Genomic DNA, 21,832 nt, shown 5'->3' on the forward strand with positions numbered 1-21,832 from the left:
ACAGGGTTGATGGATCAACCGGGCTGGCCGACCGGAACGAGGGTCGGCTGGTCCCGTTCGGTCCGGCGCGCCGCGAAGCGCTCGACCTGCAGCACGGCGAGCGTCAGCACGACGATTGCGACCGCCTGGTGCGTCAGCGCCAGATCGATCGGCACCTGATGCAGCAGCGTCAGGATGCCTAGCGTCGCCTGCAAGGTGATCGCGGCCACCAGCCACCAGGCGCCGGCAATGACCGCGCCGCCGGCGCGCGCGCGCATGGCATCGATCGCATGCGCGATCGCCAGCGCGAACAGCAGATAGGCGGTCATGCGATGTTCGAACTGCACCGTCAGCGTGTTGTCGAACAGATTGCGCCACCACGGCGTCTCGAACCAAAGCCGGTCAGCCGACGGAATGAAGCCGCCGTCGATGTCGGGCCAGGTATTATAAACCCTGCCCGCGCGCAGCCCCGCGACCAGCGCGCCGAAATAGAGCTGCACGAAGGTCAGCACGAGCATCACCGCGCTCGTGATCTTCAGCCTGAGCGGCGCGATCACGGAAGGACGGTCCGTCAGGCGCCGCAGCGTCCAGACGATCGCCGCGAAGATCAGGAGCGCCAGCACCAGGTGGGTCGCCAGCCGATACTGCGACACCTCGACGCGTTCCGAGAGGCCGGACGCGACCATCCACCAGCCGACGCCGCCCTGCAGCGCGCCGAGGCCGAAAATCACCCAGAGCCGCCGGCCGAGCTCGCCGCTCACCGCGCCGCGCCACAGGAAATACAGGAACGGCAGCAGATAGGCCGCGCCGATCACGCGGCCAAGCAGCCGGTGGCTCCACTCCCACCAGAAGATCGTCTTGAAGTCCGCGAGCGTCATCCCGGCGTTGAGCTCGCGATATTGCGGGATCCTCTTGTAGCCCTCGAAGGCCTGGGTCCACTGCGCCTCGGTCAGCGGCGGCAGCGTGCCGGTCACCGGTTTCCATTCGACGATCGACAGGCCGGACTCGGTCAGCCGCGTGGCGCCGCCGACCAGCACCATCAGCGCGATCAGGGCGGCGACCGCGACGAGCCATACCCTGACGGCGCGGAGCTGCGATGTCTTTGCGGAAATACCGGCCATTTCGCCCTGACTTGATTGGATTTTCGGGCCCCTTATAGTCCGCCGCGCCCGCAGCGCAAGATCACGAGTTACCCATATCAGCCATGGCCATACGCACCCGCAAATTGCTCGGAACCATTTTCCTGCTCATCTTGGTGGTGGTGTGGTCGCTGCTCGGCATGACGGTCGCGCAGACGCCGTGGCTCGCCAATTCCGGATTGTTGCAGGCGATCTTCTACGTCGTCGCGGGCCTCGGCTGGGTGCTGCCGGCGATGCCGATCGTCGCCTGGATGTCGCGGCCCGATCGCGCCTAAGTAACGTTCTGATCGCGCGCGCTGCGCGTCGGCCGCACCGGCGCGAACATCACGCCCGACAGCAGCACCCGCATCATCCGCAGCGAGCGCACCCGGCCGTCCCATGCGATCCGCGGCAGCGCGTGCAGATTGGTGCGGCCCTGCGCCTCGACAACCCCGGAGATGGTCGACACCGCGCTGGCAAAGCCGGCCTCCTCGGCCATCACGACATGCGGACGGCCGAACGCTTCGCGGTCCCCGAACGGGAATGCGAAATGCCTGACCTGCCGCCGCAGCGCGCTCTCGGCCACCGCCTTGCCCATCGCCATTTCGCGCTGCGCGTCGGCATCCCTGAGGCTCGACAGCGCCGGATAGTTCACGGTCGCACTGCCGAACGTCACGTTCGGATCGGCGCCAAGCTTCGCCAGATCCTGCCAGTCGAGTGACGCATGGCGTGACAATTGGGCCGCGTCGACCGAATAGCGCCTTGCGAGATCATTGAGCGCGTAGGACAGGTCCGACGGCGGCAGCTTGCGCAGCCAGCCGGACAGGAAATCGAACAGCTCGTATTTGTCCGACGGCGTCGAGATCGCAAAGTGCTGCTCCCTGCCGTCGACCATCATGCCGATGCGGCTCTCGCGGGCGATGATGTCCTCGAGCGCCAGCCACCACGCGACGCCCACGCCGTCCGGGAAAGCCGTCGGCAAATACAGGGTGAAGGGGACGCCGTGCCTGGCGAGCACCGGCCAGGCATGGGTGACGATGTCCTTGCTGGCGCCGTCAAAGGTCAGGCAGGCAAAGCGCCGGCGCTCCGGCAAGGTCACCGCGCGGCGGCAAGCCTCGTCGATCCCGACGATGTCATACCGCCAGCGCTTCAGCGCGCGGATCGTGCGATCGAGGAATGCCGGCGTGATCTCCTGGGACTTCAGCGGCTGAAACCGGCCGCGTCGCGCGGGACGAACGCGGACGAACCGCAGGATCACCCCGGCGCCGCCGCTCTCGCGTTCCCGCAGCCTGAACGCGCCACTGAAATACGCGAGCTCCATTCGGGCCCGTCGTAAAATCCCGCTGTCCGGCGCCAAGGTCCTCTACCCGTCCCTGCCTGGCGGTTCCCGCACGCCGCCGCGGCATTGTTCTTACTCTTTGTTGACATTTCCCTGCGAAGGTCGGCCCCAGCCGAGAACTGTAAATTAATACCTAAAAATTTCGAGTTCCGAGATGACCATGGCGGCGGCAATCGAAGGCCAGACGGCTGAGGCGCGAGCGTGGCCGAACGCAATCCGCGTCGCCGGCGTCGACATCTTTCATGACCTCACCGCGGCCGAGGCCACCTGGCGCGGCTTCGAGACATCGCAGCACAGCTACACGCCCTATCAGCGGTTCGATTTCCTCGCCGCTTGGCAGCGCCAGGTCGGCGAGCGCGAGGGCCTGCGGCCCTTCATCGTCGTCGCGCATGACAGCGAACGCCGGCCGCTGCTGCTGCTGCCGCTCGCAATCGAGTCCCGCCTCGGCGCGAACTGCGCGAGCTTCATGGGCGGCAAGCATACGACCTTCAACATGGCGCTGTGCGCGAAGGATTTCGCCGCCAACGCGACGGAAGCCGACATCGCGGCTCTGATCGGATCGATCGCCGAACGCTCCCGCGCCGATGCGCTCGTGCTCTGCCAGCAGCCGCTACGCTGGCAGGACCTCCCGAATCCGCTGGCGCTGCTGCCGCATCAGCCTTCGGTCAACGACTGCCCGGTGCTGGCGATCGAGCCCGGCGCGGCACCGGCGACGCTGGTCAGCAACTCGTTCCGCCGCCGCCTCAAGGGCAAGGAGCGCAAGCTGCAGGCGCTGCCCGGTTACCGCTATTACGTCGCGAGCGAGAGCGCCGATGTCTGCCGCCTGCTCGACTGGTTCTTCCGCGTCAAGCCGCAGCGCATGGCCGAGCAGAAGCTGCCGAATGTGTTCGCCGAGCCGGGTATCGAGCAATTTGTTCGTGCCGGCTGCCTCGCGCCGCGCGCCGACGGCAACGGCTATGCGATCGACATCCACGCGCTGGAGTGCGACGAGGAAGTGATCGCGATCTTCGCCGGCGTGTCCGACGGTCATCGCTTTTCGATGATGTTCAACACCTACACGATGTCGGCCAATTCCAAGTTCAGTCCCGGCCTGATCCTGATGCGCGATATCATCGATCGCCATGCCGGCCTGAACTACCGCGCCCTGGATCTCGGCATCGGCTCGGACGAGTACAAGCGGCTGTTCTGCAAGGACGATGAAGCCGTCGTCGACAGCTTCGTTCCGCTCAGCCTGCGCGGCAAGCCGGCGGCCAGCGCGCTGTCGGCCATCAATCGCGCCAAGCGCGCCGTGAAGCAAAATCCGGCGCTGTTCGAGATTGCGCAGAACCTGCGCAGCATGTTCCGCTGAGCACTCAGCTCGCCGCGTCGCCCTGCTCTGCGCCGCCATTCGGTACGCCGAGCCGCTTCATCGCGTCGAAGAGCAGTGCCGCGGCTGGTGACAGCGCACGCTTGCGCAGCTTGATCAGGCCGTAATTCTCCAACAACAGCCTGTCGCGCAGGCGCAGCACCTTGAACCGCTGCGGATCGACCAGATCGAACACCAGCATGGGGACCGGCACGATCGCGTCGATGCCCGCGGCAATTCCGACCGAGGCGAAAAACGACTCGGTGTTGATGACCCGGCGCGGCGGCGTCACGCCGCGGCTCATGAACAGCCTCTCGAGCGCCTGGCGCATGAAGGATTCGCGCGGCTGGCAGATCCATTGCTGGTCGGCCATGTCCTCCAGTTCGACCGTCTCGCGGCCGGCCAACGGATGCTCCGCACGGACGAGCAGCACCGCCTCCTCCGCGCCGATCTCATAGTAGTCGAATTGCCGGGGATCGATGCCGGCCGGAATCCTGGCGACGACGAAATCAAACTCGAGCGCCAGCAGTCGCGTGATCAATGGCGGGCTGGTGCTGACATCGAGCGAGATGTTCACCCGATTCAGCTTCTCGCCGAGATACTGGATGACGTCAACGACGAGGTCGATGCTCGGCTTGGCGACTGTTCCGACGGAGACGGTGCCGAGCTCACCGGATTTGTAGCCCGCGAACTCGTCGGTGACCTGGTCGAGATCGGCCAGCACGCTCTTGCCGCCACGGATCAGGATCGATCCATAGGCGGTCGGTTCAACGCCGCGCGCCGTGCGCTCGAACAAGGGAACCCGCGCCAGCGCCTCGATTTCGGCGAGCATCTTCGATGCAGCGGATTGGGTGATGTTCAACCGCTCGGCGGCGAGCTGCAACTTGCGCTCATTGTCGAGAGCGACCAGCAGGCGCAGCTGGCGCAGTTTCAGATTATTGATCACGGCCCGCCACCATCCTGCCCGGCAGGAGCCTGTTCCGTTCCGATTAAACCGGAACAGGGCTCCAGATTCCGCTTTGAGGCGTTTTCTTGACGCGAACGAGCAGCCACTTCGCTGGAAAACGCTCCAGGGTTCCCGCGTTTATACCGCGGTGCATCATGACAGTTTCGCCGTGGCTCCATTCCCAAATGCCATTAGTCACGCGGCAGTCGATTACACAACAATGAAGAAGACTTGCAAGAGCAACGCAACGAACCGCTGCGGGTGCGCCAGATGCCGCCCCGAACAGCGCAGTGACCGTCTGCCGAATCGAAAAACAGGAAGGGATGGGAACGATGAGCGACGATGTCGAGAAGCGCGCGATCGGAAAGATGATGCGGCGGCTGATTCCGTTTCTCATCCTGTGTTACTTCGTGGCCTATCTCGATCGCGTCAATGTCGGCTTCGCCAAGCTGCACATGAACGCGGCGCTCGGCCTCAGCGAGGCCGCCTACGGGCTCGGCGCCGGTCTGTTCTTCATCGGCTACTTCTTCTTCGAGGTGCCCTCCAACATCCTTCTGGAGCGGTTCGGTGCTCGGCGCTGGATCGCCCGCATCATGATCAGCTGGGGCATCGTCTCGGCCGCATTTGCCTTCATCCCGCAGATGTCCGCGGCGAGCGGCCTGTCGAGCGAGTGGATCTTCTACTCCCTGCGCCTCCTGCTCGGCGCCTGCGAAGCCGGCTTCTTCCCCGGCATCATCTTCTATCTGACGCTCTGGTTCCCGTCGGTGTATCGCGCGCGCGTCATCAGCCTGTTCATGCTGGCGATCCCGATCTCGAGCATCATCGGGGCACCGATCTCGGGATTGCTGCTCAACCTGTCGGGCGCCGGCCTGACCGGATGGCAGTGGCTGTTCGTTTGCGAGGCATTGCCGTCGGTCCTGGTCGGCTTCGCTGTCCTGACCTTCCTTCCCGACTTTCCGCGCCAGGCGAGCTGGCTGCAACCCGACGAGATCAAGTGGATCCAGACCACGCTTGAACGCGAGCGGCAGCAAACCGAGGCCGTGGAGCATATTTCCGTTCTGCAGTCCCTCACCGACTCGCGGGTCCTTGCCTGTGCCTTCGTGTATTTCTGCCTCAACGCGGCGAGCTACGGCGTCGCCTTCTTCCTGCCCACCATCATCAAGGCGTTTGGCGTCACCGACACCCAGACCGGCTTGATCGCGGCCCTGCCCTTCGTCTTCGGCGCGGTCGGCATGGTGCTGCTCGGCCGCCATTCCGACAAGACCGGCGAGCGGCGTTACCATGTCGCTGGCGCACTGACGCTCGCCGCCGTCGGCATCGGCCTTGCCGGGCTGATGTCGAATCCGGTGCTGATCGTCGCCCTGCTCTGCCTTGCGCAGATCGGCGTGTCGGCGGTGCCGCCGATGTTCTGGCCGATGCCGGCCGGCATCCTGACCGGCGCCTCGGCGGCGGCAGGCATTGCCGCGATCAACTCGCTGGGCAACCTGTCAGGCTTCGCCGGCCCGTTCGCCGTCGGCTACCTGAAGGACCTGACCGGCAGCTTCACGGCGGGGCTGCTGCTGCTCGCCGTGATGGGACTGATCGGCGCGCTCGTCACGATCAGGCTGCGGATCGATCCGGTGCTCGAGCGAACCGCGCGCGAGCCGATGATGGCGCACTAGGCATCGGGCGCCCGCACCGGAAGGGAACGGCGCTCGTAATGCCCGTCACTTGCCAGCGGCCGCCTTGCTTGCGGCCGCCTTGGCGACCTCGCGGATGCAGGCGATGAATATCTCGGCGGTCGGGCCCAAGGTGCGGCCTTTCAACGTGACGATCGCGGCCGAGACGGCGGCCGCGCGCGGAAGCTGAACCGGAAGCACCTTCAGGCCGAGATCGCCGCCGGCAAACCGCGCGACCGAGCCCGGCAGCACGGTGATGAAGCGGCCGGCCGCGGCGAGCCGGCAGCACAAATGAAGCGACAGCGTCGTGATCGGTGCGCTTGGCATCCGCATTCCGGTTTCGCAAAACATCTCCGCCACCGCGGAGCCCGGAAAGGTGTCCGGCGGAGGCAACACCCAGCGCTCGTCTGCGAGGTCGGCCAATTCAAGCCTGGATGCGCGCGCCCATTTGCTTCGCCTTCCCGCGACCACGACGCGCCGATCATCGAGCAAGGGCTCGACCGCCAGGTCCGTCTCGTCAAACGGCGTCGGCGTCCATCCAAGCAACAGATCGATGTTGCGCTCGCGCAGTTCGCGGTAACGCAGATCGCTGAGAACGGTCTGCGCGACATTGATGCGGATGCCGGGATGCTGCTGCGTGAAGCGGTCGATCGCCACCGGAAGCATGCCCGCTGCGATGCTCTCCGTACTGCCGATGCGCAACTCTCCGATGCTCGGATCAGCCAGAAACTCGAGTTCCTGCAAGCCCTGGGTAAGCTCGTCGAAGATCGAGACCCCGCGTCGCACCAGAGCATGGCCATAGGCCGTCAGTTCGATGCCGTTACGGCAACGATCGAACAGCCGAAGTCCGAGCGCGTGCTCCATGTCGCTGACCGCCCGCGAGATGGCCGGCTGCGACACCGCGAGCTCCGCGGCAGCCTTCGCCATGCTGCCGCGCTGCGCGATGACGAGCAGGATGTGCAGGTCGCGCAGCTTGATCCGGCGTCGGGCACGCTCGATGTCCTGCATCAGCGAACCTTACCAAAACGGTTATGGACGCCTCAGACACTAGCATTGGACGTTTATCCCCGCCTCACGCATCCTCCGCGTGCGATGACGCAGATCGTCGCGCCCCGGACGGCGCGGCTCGACGACCATGGAGGCATGCATGTTGACCCGTCGCGACGTCCTGACCGCGTCAGCGGCCGGTGCCGCGCTCGCCGCCGCGGGCCTGGTCCGGCCAGTCGCCGCGCAGCCCCGCCTGAAGACCGCCCATATCCTGACCGGCTACACACCCGGATTGCCGGACGCCGTCGCAAGGCTCATTGCCGGGCAGATGAAGGATTATGCCGACACCATCGTCGTCGAGACCCGGCCCGGCGCGAGCGGCCGGATTGCGATCGAGGCCGTGAAGAACGCCGAGGCCGATGGATCGGTCATGCTGCTCGCGCCGCTTGGGTTCATCGCGCTGTTTCCGCACACCTACAAATCGCTCGCATACGCACCGCAGGACTTCACGCCGGTATCGACCGTCGGCTCATTCGCGACGCTGCTGGCGGTCGGCCCGAAAGTCCCGAACGACGTCAGGAGCCTCGCCGATTTCGTCGCCTGGTGCCGCACCAACCCGACGCAGGCGACCTACGGCACACCGGGCGTCGGCACCACGCTGCATTTCATCGGTGCGATGCTCGGCCGGACCGCGGGCTTCGACTATCTCCACGTGCCCTATCAAGGCAGAGGGGCGGTCCAGGATCTCCTCAAGGGCGAGATCGCGTCGGCGGTGATGCCGATCGACAGCCTGCTGGGCCAGGTCCAGTCCGGACAGCTTCGCGCTCTTGCGACGACCGGTCCCAGCCGTCTCAAATCTCTCCCCGATGTGCCGACGGTGGCGGAAGCCGGTTACCCCGCGCTCCAGGACGTGACCTGGTTCGGCATCTTCCTGCCCGCAAAGACCCCTCCCGCAATCGTCGCGCAACTCAACAGCGCGATCCAGGCGTCACTGCGCACCGAGGAGGTCAAGTCCGGCATGGCCAAACTGTCGGTCGACGTCGACGCAGTCGCGATGAATGACTTTGCCCGACTGCTCGCCACCGAATCCGATCGCTGGAAAGGGATCGTGCGGGCGACCGGGTTTACCCCGACGGGCTGACGGTGGCGCTCAGGCGGCCACCACCCGCGGGCCCCTCGCGACCGCTTCCGACGCCGCGCAGGGTTTGCTCAGCATCGTCACTTCGGCGAAGCCGACCGCCCTGAGTTGCTCGACCATCGAGCGGCGGGCATCCTGCGCCATGGCGGCGTCGGGCACGACGACCGCCTGCGCCTTCGCGGTCAGCAGTTCGGCCGGCAGGTCGACGGCCGAACCGGCGTCGAGCAGCACGTGATCGTAGACCCTGAGCAGCGCGTCAATCGCAAGTGCGAGCCGCGGCGACTGCAGATGCGAGCGATCGAAGCCCGGACGCCCGGCGCTGACGATCTGAACACGCGACTGCCGATCCTTGGTGATGATCTGCGCGAAGGTCGCCTCGCCCTGCATCAGTTCGGCAAGGCCGGGCGCCGCGGGATCGACGGTCGCTGCCGTCAGCACCGGCGAGGACGCGACGAGATCGACGACGACGACCTTGGCCTGGCGCGCCATCAGACGCGCCAGCGTCAGGGCGGTCAGCGTAACGCTCTCAGCCGCGGCCGGGCCGAGCACGGTGACCTTGTGGGCGGCGGGACCGGCGGCGACGAGGCGCTCGGCGAGCTCGTCGATCTCGTCGACCGTCAGGGTGGACGCAGGCTGCGGCTCGCTGGGCGCAGGTTCATAGGCAGCCGCAGGCTCCGGCGGCAGTTCGGGCTCCACCGCCGGCCTCGGCGCGACCGGCGATGCGAGCGCGGGTTCCGGCGGCAGGGCCTGCGCGGGCTGGTCGGCCGTTGCGGCATCCATGACCGGCTCGCGGCGCCTGATCACGGCGGCCGCCGGCGCGAAGGCGCGGCCAACCGCACCGGGCGCGGAGATGCGCAGCAGCTCGCCGGTAATGATGATGCCGGACGACAGCAGCAGCGTCGCCAGCGTCGCGATCAGCACGATCGGCAGCTTCTTCGGATAGGCCGGCGTATTCGAAACCGAGGCGCGCGAGATGATACGACCGTCGGTCGGCGCGGCCTCGATGTTCTCGCGCGCCGTCGCCTCGCGATACTTGGCGAGATAGGCCTCCAGCAGGTCGCGCTGCGCCTTGGCCTCACGCTCCAACCCGCGCAGCTGCACGTCCTGGCTATTGCTCGACGATGCCTGCTTCTTCGACTGGTCCAGGCTCGCCTGCAGCGCCATGACACGGCCATCGGCGACGCGGGCGTCATTGTCCAGCGAGCGCGAAACCTTGCCGGCTTCCTCGCGCAATTGCCGGTCGAGATCGGCGATCTGCGCCTTCAATTCCTTGATGCGCGGATGGTTGTCGAGCAGCGTCGACGACTGCTCGGCGAGCTGCGCGCGCAGCGTGCCGCGCTGTTCGGCGAGCCGGCGGATCAGCTCGGAGTTGAGCACCTCCGACGCCTCGATCGGCTTGCCGCCCTGAAGCATCTCGCGGATCAGCCGCGCCTTGGTCTCGGCATCCGCCTTCAGCGCGCGGGCATTGTTGAGCTGCGTGTTCAGCTCACCCATCTGCTGGTTCGACAGCGGGATGTTGTTGGTGCCGACGAACAGGCTCGACTTCGAGCGGAATTCCTCGACGCGCGAATCCGCGTCCGCGACCTTGGTGCGCAGCTTGTCGATCTCGCCGAGCAGCCAGGCGCTGGCGGATTTGGCCTGGTCCTGCCGCGCGGCCTGCTGCAGCACGAGATAGCCGTCCGCGATCGAGTTGGCGACGCGCGCCGCAAGCTCGGGATCCTCGGACTGGAACTCGATCACCATGACGCGCGACTTGTCGACCGCAAAAGCCTGGAAGCGCTCGTAATAGGAATCAAGTACCCGCTCTTCCGGCGTCAGGCTGAACGGGTCACGGCCGATGCCGAACAGCGCCAGCAGCGACTTCAGCGGCGAAAAGCCCCGCAATACCGGATCGAACTCCGGACGCTCGGCCAGCTTGTTCTTCTTGATGATGTCGCGCGCCAGATCGCGCGACAGCAACAGCTGCACCTGGCTCGTCACCGCCTCGGCGTCGAGCGAGGTACGCTCGAGGTCGCGCTCGCCGTTCGGACGCAGGAAGGCGTTCTCGCGATTGTCGATCAGGATTCGCGCTTCCGACTTGTAGCGCGGCGTCACGACATTGACCGCGGCAAGCGACAGCGCAAATACGAGCACGGTCGGCACGATGATCCAGCCGCGCTTGCGTGCCAGCGCGCGGCCGAGCACGTGCAGGTCGAGATCGGCCGCCTCCGCTGGACGCGCCGGCTTGTCAGGAGCAGGCTTGTCAGAAGCAGGCTTATCAGGCGCAGGCTTGGGCGCAGCCGCCTTCACGACAGCGTCGTCGGCGACGGGCGCAGACTTCGGCAACGCCCGTTGCACGACGGCCTTATCCTTGCCTCTACGCCAGAATGCAAAACGCATAACGAACTCCCGCGGACGCCGCGACTCCATCGCAATGGGGCGATTACAGTCCATTAAGGTTGCCGCTGGGTTAATCGGTGGGGTTGACGGGCATCGCGGCCACCACCCACCCCGTCATTCTTTGTTAACCACGAGTGCCGTTAATCGAGGCCGATATTGTCGCGGGATTCCTCATATGCGCGATCTGCGCGCTCCCCTTATTTGCCTGGTCGCTGCGCTCGCGCTGTCGGGCTGCATGGGCCGGACGTCGCCGGTCGCCGGCGACCCCGGCCTCGATTCGATGGCGTATGCTGCGCCCGTGGCCTATGCCGAGCCCGCGCGGACGCGCGAAGGCTACAATCTCGGCCCCGGCGACAGGCTCCGGGTCGTGGTCTATGGCCAGGAAGGGCTCACCAACGCCTATGCGATCGACGCCGCCGGCGCGATCACCATGCCGCTGATCGGCTCGGTGCCGGCGCGCGGCCGCACCCCTGCCCGGCTTGCCGCCGAGATCACCGCACGGCTGCGCAACGGCTTCATCCGCGAGCCGTCCGTGGCGGTCGAGATCGAGGCCTACCGGCCGTTCTTCATCCTCGGCGAAGTCCAGGCCCCCGGCCAATATCCCTATGTGCCCAACATGACGATCGAAAGCGCGGTTGCAATCGCCGGCGGCTTCTCGCCGCGCGCCAGGCGCGACGAGGTCACCCTCACCCACACCGATGCATCCGGCGCGGGCCGCTTCGTCGCTCCGCTGGGCACGCCGATCGGCCCCGGCGACACCGTGTTCGTCGGCGAGCGCTGGTTCTGATCGATGGCGCGGGATCAAAATCAGCAACCGCCGCTCCGCATCCTGCATGTCGTCCGTGCCCCGGTCGGCGGCATCATTCGTCATATCCTCGATGTCGCCAACGGCCAGATCGAACGCGGCCATCATGTCGGAATCGTCGCCGACAGCCTGACCGGCGGCGCGCGGGCCGACGCGGCGCTTGCCGAGATCGAGCCGCGGCTCAAGCTCGGCGTCCGCCGGGTGGCGATACGCCGCGAGCCGCGCTTCGCCGACTTCATGGTCTGGGCCCACATCGCCGGCCTGATCCGCAAACTGAAGCCCGATGTCGTGCACGGCCATGGCGCCAAGGCCGGCGCCTATGTCCGGCTGCGGCGGCGCTCGAGCAAGGTGATCCGGGTCTACACGCCGCATGGCGGCTCGCTGCACTACCCGCTCGACACCTGGAAGGGCCGCTTCTACAGCCAGCTCGAGCGCACCCTGATGAACAGCACCGACCTGTTCCTGTTCGAGAGCGCGTTTGCCCGCGACACCTATCAGCGCACCGTCGGCAAGCCGGCGGGCCTCGTGCGCTGCGTGTTCAACGGCGTCACCGCGGAGGAATTCGAACCGGTCCCCCGCGCCGATGATGCCACCGATGTGGCCTATGTCGGCGAGTTCCGCCGCATCAAGGGCGCCGATCTCCTGATCGACGCGGTGGCGAAGCTGCGCGCCGAGGGGAAACCGGTGACGCTGACGCTCGGCGGTGACGGCGAGGAATTCGAACGCCTCAAGGAGCAGGTGAAGCGGCTATCGCTCGGTGAGGCCGTCCGCTTCATCGGTCACGTCAAGGCGCGCTACGGTTTCTCCAAGGGCCGACTGCTGGTGGTGCCCTCGCGCGGCGATTCGATGCCCTATGTGGTGATCGAGGCCGCAGCCGCCGGCGTTCCGATGATCGCCGCCGATGTCGGCGGCATCCCCGAGATCTTCGATACCCACACCGACGCGCTGTTCGCGCCGAGCAATGCCGGGGCGATGGCCGACGCGATCAAGACCGCACTGGACAATCCCGCCGCGACCGCGGCGCGCGCCGCCAGACTGCGTGAGCGGATTTCGGAACATTTCTCGCAGGACGCGATGGTCGAGGGTGTGCTGGCCGGCTATCGCGACGCATTTGCCAAACGTTAACCACTTCTTGCACACGTAACCGTTTCTTCCGATTTGTCCCCTTAAGTCACGTCCGGGGGAATTTCGTGCTGCGCGCGGATGCCCGTCTGCATGCGCAGGAATGGACGTGGACTCGTGGAACCGTTTAACGCACGCTCGATGCTGGATGCCGCTGCGTCTGCGACGGCCGCTCAGCCGCAGATCGAACGGCGCCGGCGCCTCTCGCCGGCCGCGCTCGCCGTTACCAACCAGAAGGTTCGCGGCGCCTACTCGCCGGTCGTGATCGCCGGCGTGGTTCGCCTCGCCGACTTCGTGCTGCTCAGCCTGGTCGGCGTCGGGCTTTATTTCGCTTATGTCAGGCCGCTCGCCGGCGGGGGCATTCACTGGGGATACATCGCATCGATCCTCGGCATGGCGGCTGCCGCCGTGGTCTGCTTCCAGGCCGCCGATATCTACCAGGTGCAGATCTTCCGCGGCCAGCTTCGCCAGATGACGCGCATGATCTCGTCATGGGCCGTCGTGTTCCTGCTGTTCATCGGCATCTCCTTCCTGGTCAAGCTCGGCGGCGAGGTCTCGCGAGTCTGGCTGTCGTCGTTCTTCTGCGTCGGCCTTGCGGTCCTGATCGCCGAACGGCTGCTGCTGCGATCGATGGTGCGCGCCTGGGCGCATGACGGCCGGCTCGACCGCCGCACCATCATCGTCGGAGCCGACCATAACGGCGAGCAGCTGATCGAGGCGCTGAACGCCGAGGATGATTCCGACATCCATTTGCTCGGCGTGTTCGACGACCGCAATGACGATCGCGCCACCAATACCTGCGCCGGCTCACCGAAACTCGGCAAGATCGATGACATCGTCGAATTCGCCCGCCGCACCCGCGTCGACCTCGTGCTGTTCGCGCTGCCGATCTCGGCGGAGACCCGCATCCTGGAAATGCTGAAGAAGCTCTGGGTGCTGCCGGTCGACATCCGCCTGTCAGCCCATACCAACAAGCTGCGCTTCCACCCCCGTTCCTATTCCTATATCGGCAAGGTGCCGACGCTCGATATGTTCGAGGCGCCGATCACCGACTGGGATCTGGTGCTGAAGTGGCTGTTCGACCGCGTGGTCGGCGGCATGGCCCTGCTTGCCGCGCTGCCGGTGTTGGGACTGGTGGCGCTCGCGGTGAAACTCGACAGCCCCGGCCCGGTGCTGTTTCGCCAGAAGCGCTTCGGCTTCAACAATGAGCGGATCGACGTCTACAAATTCCGCTCGCTCTACCATCACCAGGCCGATCCCACCGCCTCCAAGGTGGTGACCAAGAACGATCCGCGCGTCACCCGCGTCGGCCGCTTTATCCGCAAGACCTCGCTCGACGAATTGCCGCAACTGTTCAACGTCGTGCTGAAAGGCAATCTCTCGCTGGTCGGCCCGCGTCCACACGCCGTGCAGAGCAAACTGGAGAACCGCCTGTTCGACGAGGCGGTCGACGGCTACTTCGCCCGCCACCGCGTCAAGCCCGGCATCACCGGCTGGGCGCAGATCAACGGCTGGCGCGGCGAGGTCGACACCGACGAGAAGATCCAGAAGCGCGTCGAATACGACCTCTACTACATCGAAAACTGGTCGGTGCTGTTCGACCTCTACATCCTGCTCAAGACCCCGTTCTCGCTGCTGACCAAGAGCGAGAACGCGTACTGAGAACCAACCTACTGTCGTCATTGCGAGCGCAGCGAAGCAATCCAGTTCGCAATTCGGGGATAGGTGGATTGCTTCGTCGCTTCGCTCCTCGCAATGACGAAGCATCTGTTGCGTGTTTTGTACCAAGTTGCGTGAGTATCCGATGGCCTATGCGGCGGCAGCCGGGACGTCCCATTCGCTGACATCAGCACCAACGGGCGTGCTGGCGCTGCAGCGGGCGCTGGTGTGGCTGGCCGGCGCGTCCGGCGCCATCGTGTTCATCGAGCCGAGCCCGTATGAGCTCGTCACGCTGACCGCCTGCGTGCTGTTCTTCGCCACGGGACTGCGCATGCGGCTCGTGTTCATGCCGCTGCTGTTCACATTGATCGTGCTCAATGTCGGCTACAGCATCGGCGCGATACCGTTCCTCGACAAGCCGGAGGTGGTGAACTGGGTGCTCACCTCCTGGTACATGGCCGTCACCGTCATCTTCTTCGCGATGGTGATGTCGGAGGACACCGAAGCTCGCCTCGACATGCTGCGCCGCGGCCTGATCGTCGGCGCGATGATCGCCTCGCTCGCGGGCATCGCCGGCTACTTCCGTCTGGTGCCCGGCGGCTACGATCTGCTGACGCTGTACGATCGCGCCCGCGGCACCTTCAAGGATCCGAACGTGCTCGGCGCCTTCCTGATCCTGCCGGCGCTGTTCACGCTGCAGAGCGTCGTCTCCGACCGCTTCGGCAAGGCGTTCCGCAACGCGATCGCCTTCGGCATCATCTCGCTCGCGATCCTGCTGTCGTTCTCGCGCGCCGCCTGGGGCGGCCTCGTGATCACCGCGGCCTTCATGCTGGCGCTGATGGTGTTCACCAGCCGCTCGCAGGCGCAGCGCTCACGCATCATCGTGATGACCTTGATCGCCGCGATCCTGGCCGTGGCGCTGATCGCGGTGCTGCTCTCGATCGGCTCGGTCGCCGACATGTTCAAGCAGCGCGCGAGCTTCGACCAGAGCTACGACGAAGGCCGCTTCGGCCGGTTCGGCCGCCACATCCTCGGCGCCCAGATGGCGCTGGAGCTGCCGTTCGGCATCGGGCCGCTGCAATTCCACACCTACTTCCCCGAGGACACCCACAATTCCTATCTCAACGCCTTCATGTCGGGCGGCTGGATCTCCGGCATCTGCTATCCGGCGCTGGTGTTCGTCACCGCGATTATCGGCTTCCGCTACATCTATCTGCGGGTGCCGTGGCAGCGCGACTATCTCGCGGTCTTCTCGGCGTTCCTCGGCTTCGTCGGCGAGAGCTTCATCATCGACACCGACCACTGGCGGCACTTCTGGATGATGCTGGGCACGATGTGGGGCATGTATGCGGCCGCCGAGCGCTATCGCGCGACGTCGGCACGGATCATCGACGAGTCTTCGGCGGCATCTTGAGACTGGCGCGCTGCTCCGGCGGCATGTCGATCACCGCCTTCAACGCTCCGGTCGCTTCCAGCACGCCCTTGTAGCCGTCATTGGCGAAGCGCAGCAGCAAGCGCAGCTCGTCGTCGGTGTAGCCGCTCCACAGCTTGAGCATCGCCTCCTGCATCGGCACGTAGAACTTGCCGATCTCCGCCGCCTTTTCCTCCACAACCGAGATGAAGACCTTGCGGCGGTCGCTCTCGTCTCGCTCGCGGCGCACGTAACCCGCCTTCTCCAGACGATCGACCACGCCGGTGATCGCGCCGGTGGTCAGGCCGGTGACTTCGGCGAGACGGCCGGCGGTCACGCGCCCCTCCAGATGCAGGATGTCCATGCATTCCATGTCGGAGTTGGAGATTCCGGCCATGTTCGCAACGGCTTGGCCGTACATCACGCCCTGCGCCGATGACCGGCGCATCGCCTCCTCGAGTTCCTGCATCAGCGCTGCACGCGACTTCGCACTTGACAAAGCGGCTCCTGTATCTTACTCGCCTTATATCTTAGATACTAAGATAGTTAGCAACTGACCTTTCCTACCCCACACGGATGCATGGAGCAAGGCATGACCTCTCGTCCCCGTAAAGCTCTGATCATCGGCGCCGGCATCGCAGGTCCAGTGACCGCGATGTTCCTGACCCGCGCCGGAATCGAGACCGAGCTCTATGAAGCCTGGCCCTATTCCACCGGGATCGGCGGCGGGCTTCAGATCGCGCCGAACGGCATGCATGTGCTGGCGGAGCTCGGCCTCGCCGACGAGTTGATCCGCAACGGCTCGATCGCGGAGTCCTTCGACTTCTATTCGCAGGGCGGCAAGAAGCTCGGCTCGCTTAATCAGAACATGCGGCAGCGCTTCGGCCAGCCAGCGGTGAACATGTGCCGCGCGACGTTGAACGAGACGCTGATCGACAAGGCCTGGGCCTCCAACGTCTCGGTGTTCTTCGAGAAGAAACTGGTGAAGATCGAAGACCGAGGCGACCAGCCCGTGATCGCCTATTTCAACGACGGCACCACCGCCGAAGGCGATTTCGTGATCGGCGCCGACGGCGTGCACTCGGCGGTGCGGCGCCACGTGATTCCGGATGGGCCGACGCCGTTCGACACCGGGCTGATCGGCTTCGGCGGATTCGTGCCCCGCGCGGTGATCGAGAAGCTGCCGATCGGCCAGAGGGTGGCGACCACGTTCGGGCAGAGCGGCTTCTTCGGCTATGGGATGTGCAGCCCCGATCCGGACACGGGCGCGATGTGGTGGAGCACGCAGCCGTCGCACGGCATGACCGCGGCGGCCTACCGGCTGCAGAGCCAGGACGCGATCAGGCAGCATCTGCGCGATTTCCACGCCGGCTGGCACGCGCCGATCCCCGCGATCATCGAAGCCGCCGAGAATATCGTGGTCACCGACACACTCGACGTCGCAACGCTACCGACCTGGTCGCGCAAGCGCACACTGTTGATCGGCGACGCCGCGCACGCCACCAGCCCGCATGCCGGCCAGGGCGCATCGCTGGCGCTGGAGGACGCGCTGCGGCTCGGGATCCTGATGCGCGAGGGCCAGGAGTTCGGCATGACGTTCCAGGCCTTCGAGCACGAGCGGCGCCCGCGCGCCGAGAAGATCGTGGCGATCGCCCGCCGCAACGGCAACAGCAAGCGCGAGTTCAGCCCGACCGGCGCCTGGCTGCGCGATCATATCCTGAAGCTGCTGCTGCCGGTGTCGTCCAAGGGCATGGACTTCATGTACGCGTATGATCCGCGGGCGGCGGCGTAGCCGTTACTGTCATGCCCCGCGAAAGCGGGGCATCCAGTATTCCAGAGACGCTCGTGCTTCAACCGAGAGGCCGCGGAGTACTGGATCGCCCGGTCAAGCCGGGCGATGACACCGATAGGGACGGCATAAAGCTACTTCTCGACCTCGAACGTCAGCCCGGCGTGATCGACCAGGCGCTTGATGAGCTTGTGCTGCATCGCGGCTCCCGGCGTCCAGAAGCCGGCCGCAACGTCGGGCGTGTCGCGCAACAGGCAGATCGCGCATTCCGAGATCATCTTCGAGGTCGAGCCATAGCCGGGATCGCGATCGCCCTTGACGCCGGCGCGGACCATCCGGCCGTCGGGTGCGACCGCGAGATAGAGCAGATCGTAGCGGCCGTTCTCGCGCTCTTCCTTTGACGGGCCCTCGCCCGGCTTCGGCGCGCTTGGGCCGGTCTTCTCGGCGTTCAGCGCCATCACACGCTTGGCGTTGACCTCGCCCTTCTCACCCGGGCCGGTCAGGACCATCTCGTCGTAGACGAAGTCCCGTCCGTAGGGAAAGCCCATCAGCATGTTGGAGCGGTGGACGTTGCGCGTGTTGATCAGCGCCATCATGAATGGCGCGGTCCAGGAGTGCAGATCCTCCTCGTAGGCCGGCTTGCTGCCGCGCGGCTGCTTCGGACCCTCGAAGCCCGGCGTCAGCGCGAATGGGTTGTTGAGGATCGCGACCAGGCTGAGGTCCTTCGCGACCGCATCGAACGTCGCCTTGGCGCTCGCGGCGGTGCCGCCGGACAGCGTGCCGCGCATGTCGCGCACGCGGCCCTTGACGCGCGGCGCCGGCGCGCCGAACACGCGCCTCGCTTCCTCCTGGACGAAGAACGCACCGAGCTCGAACGGCACCGAGTCGAAACCGCAGGAGAATACGATGCGCGCGCCGCTCGTCTTCGCGGCGGCTTCGTATTTATCGATCATCTGCCGCATCCAGACCGGCTCGCCGCACAGATCGAAATAGTCGGTGCCGCTTTCGACGCAGGCCGCGATCAGCTCGTTGCCATAGAGCTGATACGGTCCGACCGTCGAGATGACCGACTTGGTTTGCGCCAGCATCGCCTTCAGCGAGGCGGCATCGCCGGCATCGGCGACGATCAGCGGCGTGTCCGCGGGCGCGCCGATCGCGTCGCGTACCGAGGCGAGCTTGTCCTTGCTGCGCCCGGCCATCGCCCATTTCAGGCTGCCGTCGCGATAATGCGCCGCGAGATATTCGGCGACGAGCTGGCCGGTGAAGCCGGTCGCACCGTGGACGACGATGTCGAATTTCGACGAGGACATGGATCAGGCTCCCTGCGCAGCGAATTGGGCGCCCTTTTGTCATCGCGGGCGCGGCAACGCAATGCGCTATTTCTTGTACGATACACCCATGCCGGCGCGCACGTCGGCCTGGATGCCGTAGGGCGCGATCGGGTAGCGCAAACCGTTCTTGGCAAGCTGCTTCATGCCGGCGATCGCCTTCACCAGATAGGCCGGCGGCAGCGCCATCAGCATCTCCTCGTCCGGCACGCCACCATAACGGCGTTCGGCGAAGCATGGCAGCGACAGGCTCGGCTCGCCGGTCTTCAGCGCCCGCCCCCACGAATCCGCGCAGGCGGTCTCGCCGACCACGCCCCACTCGAACTTCTTGTAGCCGGTATACTGAAGCCCGTTGATCAGGATGATCATCTGTCCCGGCGTCGCATAGACGAGGCAGATGTCGGGCGGGTTGAGCCGTCCGCTGGTCAGCGGGCTCACCGCCATCGCCTGGTACTGGCCGTAAGGCACCACATCGAGCGCCTCCTGGCGCTTGCGCGCGTCTTCGGCGGTGCCGTGCCAGACGCCGACATAGTTCTCGCCGGCAAGCCACTTCTCGTCCTGCGGCGCGAGCCCGATCACCGCACGGCATTGCGCGCCGACCAGATCGTCGCCGGTGATGCCGACGGTCCAGCCGAGCCGCGAGGCCATGCTGACGATCTGGTCCGTGGTGTGGACCGCCGACGGGCGGCGGATCTTCGGGATCGCCTCCATCTCCTCGACGCGCGCGAACATCTTGATGCCGATGACCGTGGTCTTCAGCCGCAGCAGATTGTTCAGGTCGGTGACGATTGCGCCGAGGTCGAACTGTTCCGGCGGTGTCTGCTGTTGCATGGCGTGAACTCCCGTGATCGGCGGCTTGGCGCCGCTTGTTGCGTCGATGTTAGGATTGGCCGTTGGAGGCGACAAGTCCCTGCGGCTCAGCGCGCGGCCGGTCCCGGCAGCAAATCGTCGGTTCTGCCGGCCAGATGATAGGCCAGAAGCCCGATCCACTCCCGTGTGCCGAGATCGGTGCGCGACAGGCCCTCGATCGCAAGCGTCGCGAAGCTGAAGACATTGCCGACGCGCCAGTCGACCGGATAGGCCTCGACATTGAATCCCGCCTTGCGGAACAGCCCGACCGAGCGCGGCATGTGGTAGGCCGAGGTGACGAGCAGCCAGCGCTCACCGGGCTTGGGATCGACCAGTGCCCTGGAGAACTCGGCGTTCTCCACCGTGTTGCGGGAGCGGCGCTCGATGATCAATCGCGACCTGGCAATGCCGAGACCCTCGAACATCTCGGCGGCATAGTCGGCTTCGCGCGCATCGTTCGAGATCAGGTTTGCGCTGCCGCCGGTGAACACAAGGCGCGCATTCGGATATCTGCGCGCGAGCGCCGCCGCCGCGATGACGCGATCGGCCGCGCTGCGCACCACCGGCGTGCCATGCGCAACCGACAGATCGGCATCGATCGAGCCGCCGAGCACGATGATGCCGTCCGGCGCGCCGCGCGAGGCGTCCCATGGCGGGAAGCGCTGCTCCAATGTGGAGATCAGGACATTGCCGAGCGGCGAGAAGCCGCAGATCGCGAGCAGCAGCAGCGCGGCGACCATCAACCTGCGGCCGAGGCGCGCAAACCGCGTCAACAGCAGCACGGCGCCGATCACGCCGATGCCGATCAGGAAGTTGATCGGCAGCAGCATGATGCCGAGCGTCTTGGAGAGCACAAAAAACAAGAGAAGCCCCTGAGAAGTTCTGCTACAGCGTCATACGCTGCTGGGAAACCAATCAAAAGCCGTCACATGACCCATCATCATCTGAAGTCGAGCCCCGAAACCTGCCATTGGGGCTTCTTTGAAGCCAAGCTGAAACCGGTTCTGACCGTTGCGAGCGGCGACGAGATCACGATCGAGACCGTCAGCGGCGGCCCGGACGTGTTGCCCGACCGCGGCAAATTCTTCGTTCCGCCGGAGCTCGACGATATCCATGCGAAGTGCGAGCGGATGGTACCCGGACACATTCTGACCGGCCCGATCGCGGTTGCCGGCGCCGAACCCGGCAACGTGCTCGAGGTCGATATTCTCGACGTTCAGCTGCGACAGGACTGGGGTTACAATCTGATCAAGCCATTGTCCGGCACCCTGCCCGACGATTTCCACGAGACACGCGTCCTCAACATCCCGCTCGATCGCGGGCGCATGGTCGGCCGCATGCCCTGGGGGCTCGATCTGCCGCTCAAGCCGTTCTTCGGCGTGATGGGCGTGTCGCCGCCGCCGGCCTGGGGCCGGATCTCCTCGCTGATCCCGCGCGCGATGGGCGGCAATCTCGACAACAAGGAGCTCGGCGCCGGCGCCAAGCTCTATCTGCCGGTGTTCGTTCCGGGCGCGCTGTTCTCCTGCGGCGACGGCCATGGCGTGCAGGGCGACGGCGAGGTCTGCGTCACCGCGATCGAGACCGCGCTGACCGGCCGCTTCCGCCTCACACTGCGCAAGGATATCCAGCTCGCCTATCCGCGCGCAGAGACCGCGGACCATTACATGACCATGGCGATGGATCCCGATCTCGACCAGTGCGTGGTGCGGGCGCTGCGCGACATGATCGTGCTGCTCGGCGAGAAGCGCAATCTGTCGCGTGAGGACGCCTACACGCTGTGCAGTCTGGCCGCCGACCTGCGCGTGACGCAGACGGTCAACGGCTCCAAAGGCATCCACTGCATGATCGCCAAATCCGTGGTCCACGGCTAGCCGCCCGCGTCATTCCGGAGCGATGCGCAGCATCGAATCCGGAATCTCGAGATTGGCTTGCACGCTCAACAACCTTGAGATTCCGGGTTCTCGCTTCGCGAGCCCCAGA

General features: G+C 65.8%; 19 protein-coding genes. 10 read left to right on the plus strand and 9 right to left on the minus strand.

The window, feature by feature from the left end; translation table 11 throughout:
* Positions 1–14 precede the first annotated feature (14 nt).
* A complete protein-coding gene (locus tag PMN64_RS08225; protein WP_411780344.1) occupies positions 15–1,100 on the minus strand; it encodes a COX15/CtaA family protein in 1,086 nt (361 codons plus the stop codon).
* Positions 1,101–1,183: 83 nt separating this feature from the next.
* Between PMN64_RS08225 and PMN64_RS08230 the strand changes: the two genes are divergently transcribed.
* Positions 1,184–1,393, plus strand: a complete 210-nt coding sequence (locus PMN64_RS08230; protein ID WP_016844954.1) for a DUF2842 domain-containing protein — start codon at positions 1,184–1,186, stop codon at positions 1,391–1,393.
* On the opposite strand, the gene PMN64_RS08235 is transcribed toward PMN64_RS08230, so the two are convergent.
* Positions 1,390–2,418 carry a polysaccharide deacetylase family protein gene (locus tag PMN64_RS08235; RefSeq protein ID WP_411780345.1) on the minus strand — a complete coding sequence of 343 codons (1,029 nt, stop codon included), beginning with the start codon at positions 2,416–2,418 and terminating at the stop codon, positions 1,390–1,392. The two genes, PMN64_RS08230 and PMN64_RS08235, sit on opposite strands and share 4 nt — an antisense overlap.
* A gap of 172 nt (positions 2,419–2,590) precedes the next feature.
* Here PMN64_RS08235 and PMN64_RS08240 point away from each other — a divergent pair, with 172 nt between their 5' ends.
* Entirely contained in the window at positions 2,591–3,784 is a 1,194-nt protein-coding gene (locus PMN64_RS08240) for a GNAT family N-acetyltransferase (RefSeq protein ID WP_411780346.1), read from the plus strand.
* A 4-nt stretch (positions 3,785–3,788) separates the two neighbouring features.
* On the opposite strand, the gene PMN64_RS08245 is transcribed toward PMN64_RS08240, so the two are convergent.
* Positions 3,789–4,727, minus strand: coding sequence for a LysR family transcriptional regulator (locus PMN64_RS08245; protein ID WP_069276853.1), 939 nt, complete (start codon positions 4,725–4,727; stop codon positions 3,789–3,791).
* A gap of 323 nt (positions 4,728–5,050) precedes the next feature.
* Here PMN64_RS08245 and PMN64_RS08250 point away from each other — a divergent pair, with 323 nt between their 5' ends.
* Positions 5,051–6,388 carry an MFS transporter gene (locus PMN64_RS08250; RefSeq protein WP_411780347.1) on the plus strand — a complete coding sequence of 446 codons (1,338 nt, stop codon included), beginning with the start codon at positions 5,051–5,053 and terminating at the stop codon, positions 6,386–6,388.
* A gap of 45 nt (positions 6,389–6,433) precedes the next feature.
* On the opposite strand, the gene PMN64_RS08255 is transcribed toward PMN64_RS08250, so the two are convergent.
* Positions 6,434–7,393 carry a LysR family transcriptional regulator gene (locus PMN64_RS08255; RefSeq protein WP_411780348.1) on the minus strand — a complete coding sequence of 320 codons (960 nt, stop codon included), beginning with the start codon at positions 7,391–7,393 and terminating at the stop codon, positions 6,434–6,436.
* 139 nt (positions 7,394–7,532) lie between these two features.
* Here PMN64_RS08255 and PMN64_RS08260 point away from each other — a divergent pair, with 139 nt between their 5' ends.
* Positions 7,533–8,513, plus strand: a complete 981-nt coding sequence (locus PMN64_RS08260; protein ID WP_411780349.1) for a tripartite tricarboxylate transporter substrate-binding protein — start codon at positions 7,533–7,535, stop codon at positions 8,511–8,513.
* Positions 8,514–8,522: 9 nt separating this feature from the next.
* Here PMN64_RS08260 and PMN64_RS08265 read toward each other — a convergent pair whose 3' ends face one another.
* Positions 8,523–10,889 (minus strand): GumC family protein, encoded by a 2,367-nt coding sequence (locus PMN64_RS08265; protein ID WP_411780350.1) that lies wholly within the window; start codon positions 10,887–10,889, stop codon positions 8,523–8,525.
* A 175-nt stretch (positions 10,890–11,064) separates the two neighbouring features.
* Between PMN64_RS08265 and PMN64_RS08270 the strand changes: the two genes are divergently transcribed.
* The 4 genes from PMN64_RS08270 to PMN64_RS08285 all read left to right on the plus strand — a co-directional run bounded on the left by PMN64_RS08270 (position 11,065) and on the right by PMN64_RS08285 (position 15,889).
* Positions 11,065–11,676: a polysaccharide biosynthesis/export family protein gene (locus tag PMN64_RS08270; RefSeq protein WP_411780351.1), complete on the plus strand. Its 612-nt coding sequence runs from the start codon at positions 11,065–11,067 to the stop codon at positions 11,674–11,676.
* Positions 11,677–11,679: 3 nt separating this feature from the next.
* Entirely contained in the window at positions 11,680–12,819 is a 1,140-nt protein-coding gene (locus tag PMN64_RS08275) for a glycosyltransferase family 4 protein (protein WP_411780352.1), read from the plus strand.
* 114 nt (positions 12,820–12,933) lie between these two features.
* Positions 12,934–14,478 carry an undecaprenyl-phosphate glucose phosphotransferase gene (locus PMN64_RS08280; protein ID WP_411780353.1) on the plus strand — a complete coding sequence of 515 codons (1,545 nt, stop codon included), beginning with the start codon at positions 12,934–12,936 and terminating at the stop codon, positions 14,476–14,478.
* Positions 14,479–14,620: 142 nt separating this feature from the next.
* Positions 14,621–15,889 (plus strand): O-antigen ligase family protein, encoded by a 1,269-nt coding sequence (locus PMN64_RS08285; RefSeq protein WP_411780371.1) that lies wholly within the window; start codon positions 14,621–14,623, stop codon positions 15,887–15,889.
* On the opposite strand, the gene PMN64_RS08290 is transcribed toward PMN64_RS08285, so the two are convergent.
* A complete protein-coding gene (locus PMN64_RS08290) occupies positions 15,861–16,355 on the minus strand; it encodes a MarR family transcriptional regulator (RefSeq protein WP_155258446.1) in 495 nt (164 codons plus the stop codon). The two genes, PMN64_RS08285 and PMN64_RS08290, sit on opposite strands and share 29 nt — an antisense overlap.
* 123 nt (positions 16,356–16,478) lie before the next feature.
* On the opposite strand from PMN64_RS08290, the gene PMN64_RS08295 reads away from it, so the two are divergent.
* On the plus strand, positions 16,479–17,678 hold the full coding sequence (locus PMN64_RS08295; RefSeq protein WP_411780354.1) for an FAD-dependent oxidoreductase: 1,200 nt from the start codon (positions 16,479–16,481) through the stop codon (positions 17,676–17,678).
* Positions 17,679–17,809: 131 nt separating this feature from the next.
* Here PMN64_RS08295 and PMN64_RS08300 read toward each other — a convergent pair whose 3' ends face one another.
* The 3 genes from PMN64_RS08300 to PMN64_RS08310 form a co-directional block, all read right to left on the minus strand.
* Complete coding sequence (locus tag PMN64_RS08300) at positions 17,810–18,985, minus strand: saccharopine dehydrogenase family protein (RefSeq protein ID WP_411780355.1); 1,176 nt, start codon at positions 18,983–18,985, stop codon at positions 17,810–17,812.
* Between the two features lie 66 nt (positions 18,986–19,051).
* Complete coding sequence (locus tag PMN64_RS08305) at positions 19,052–19,834, minus strand: DUF169 domain-containing protein (RefSeq protein ID WP_038385424.1); 783 nt, start codon at positions 19,832–19,834, stop codon at positions 19,052–19,054.
* Between the two features lie 86 nt (positions 19,835–19,920).
* Positions 19,921–20,715 (minus strand): YdcF family protein, encoded by a 795-nt coding sequence (locus tag PMN64_RS08310; protein ID WP_028340202.1) that lies wholly within the window; start codon positions 20,713–20,715, stop codon positions 19,921–19,923.
* 66 nt (positions 20,716–20,781) lie between these two features.
* Here PMN64_RS08310 and PMN64_RS08315 point away from each other — a divergent pair, with 66 nt between their 5' ends.
* Entirely contained in the window at positions 20,782–21,723 is a 942-nt protein-coding gene (locus PMN64_RS08315) for an acetamidase/formamidase family protein (protein ID WP_411780356.1), read from the plus strand.
* Positions 21,724–21,832 lie beyond the last annotated feature (109 nt).

The sequence above is a fragment of the Bradyrhizobium sp. UFLA01-814 genome (assembly GCF_046718885.1).
In the GTDB taxonomy this organism is placed as follows: domain Bacteria; phylum Pseudomonadota; class Alphaproteobacteria; order Rhizobiales; family Xanthobacteraceae; genus Bradyrhizobium; species Bradyrhizobium elkanii.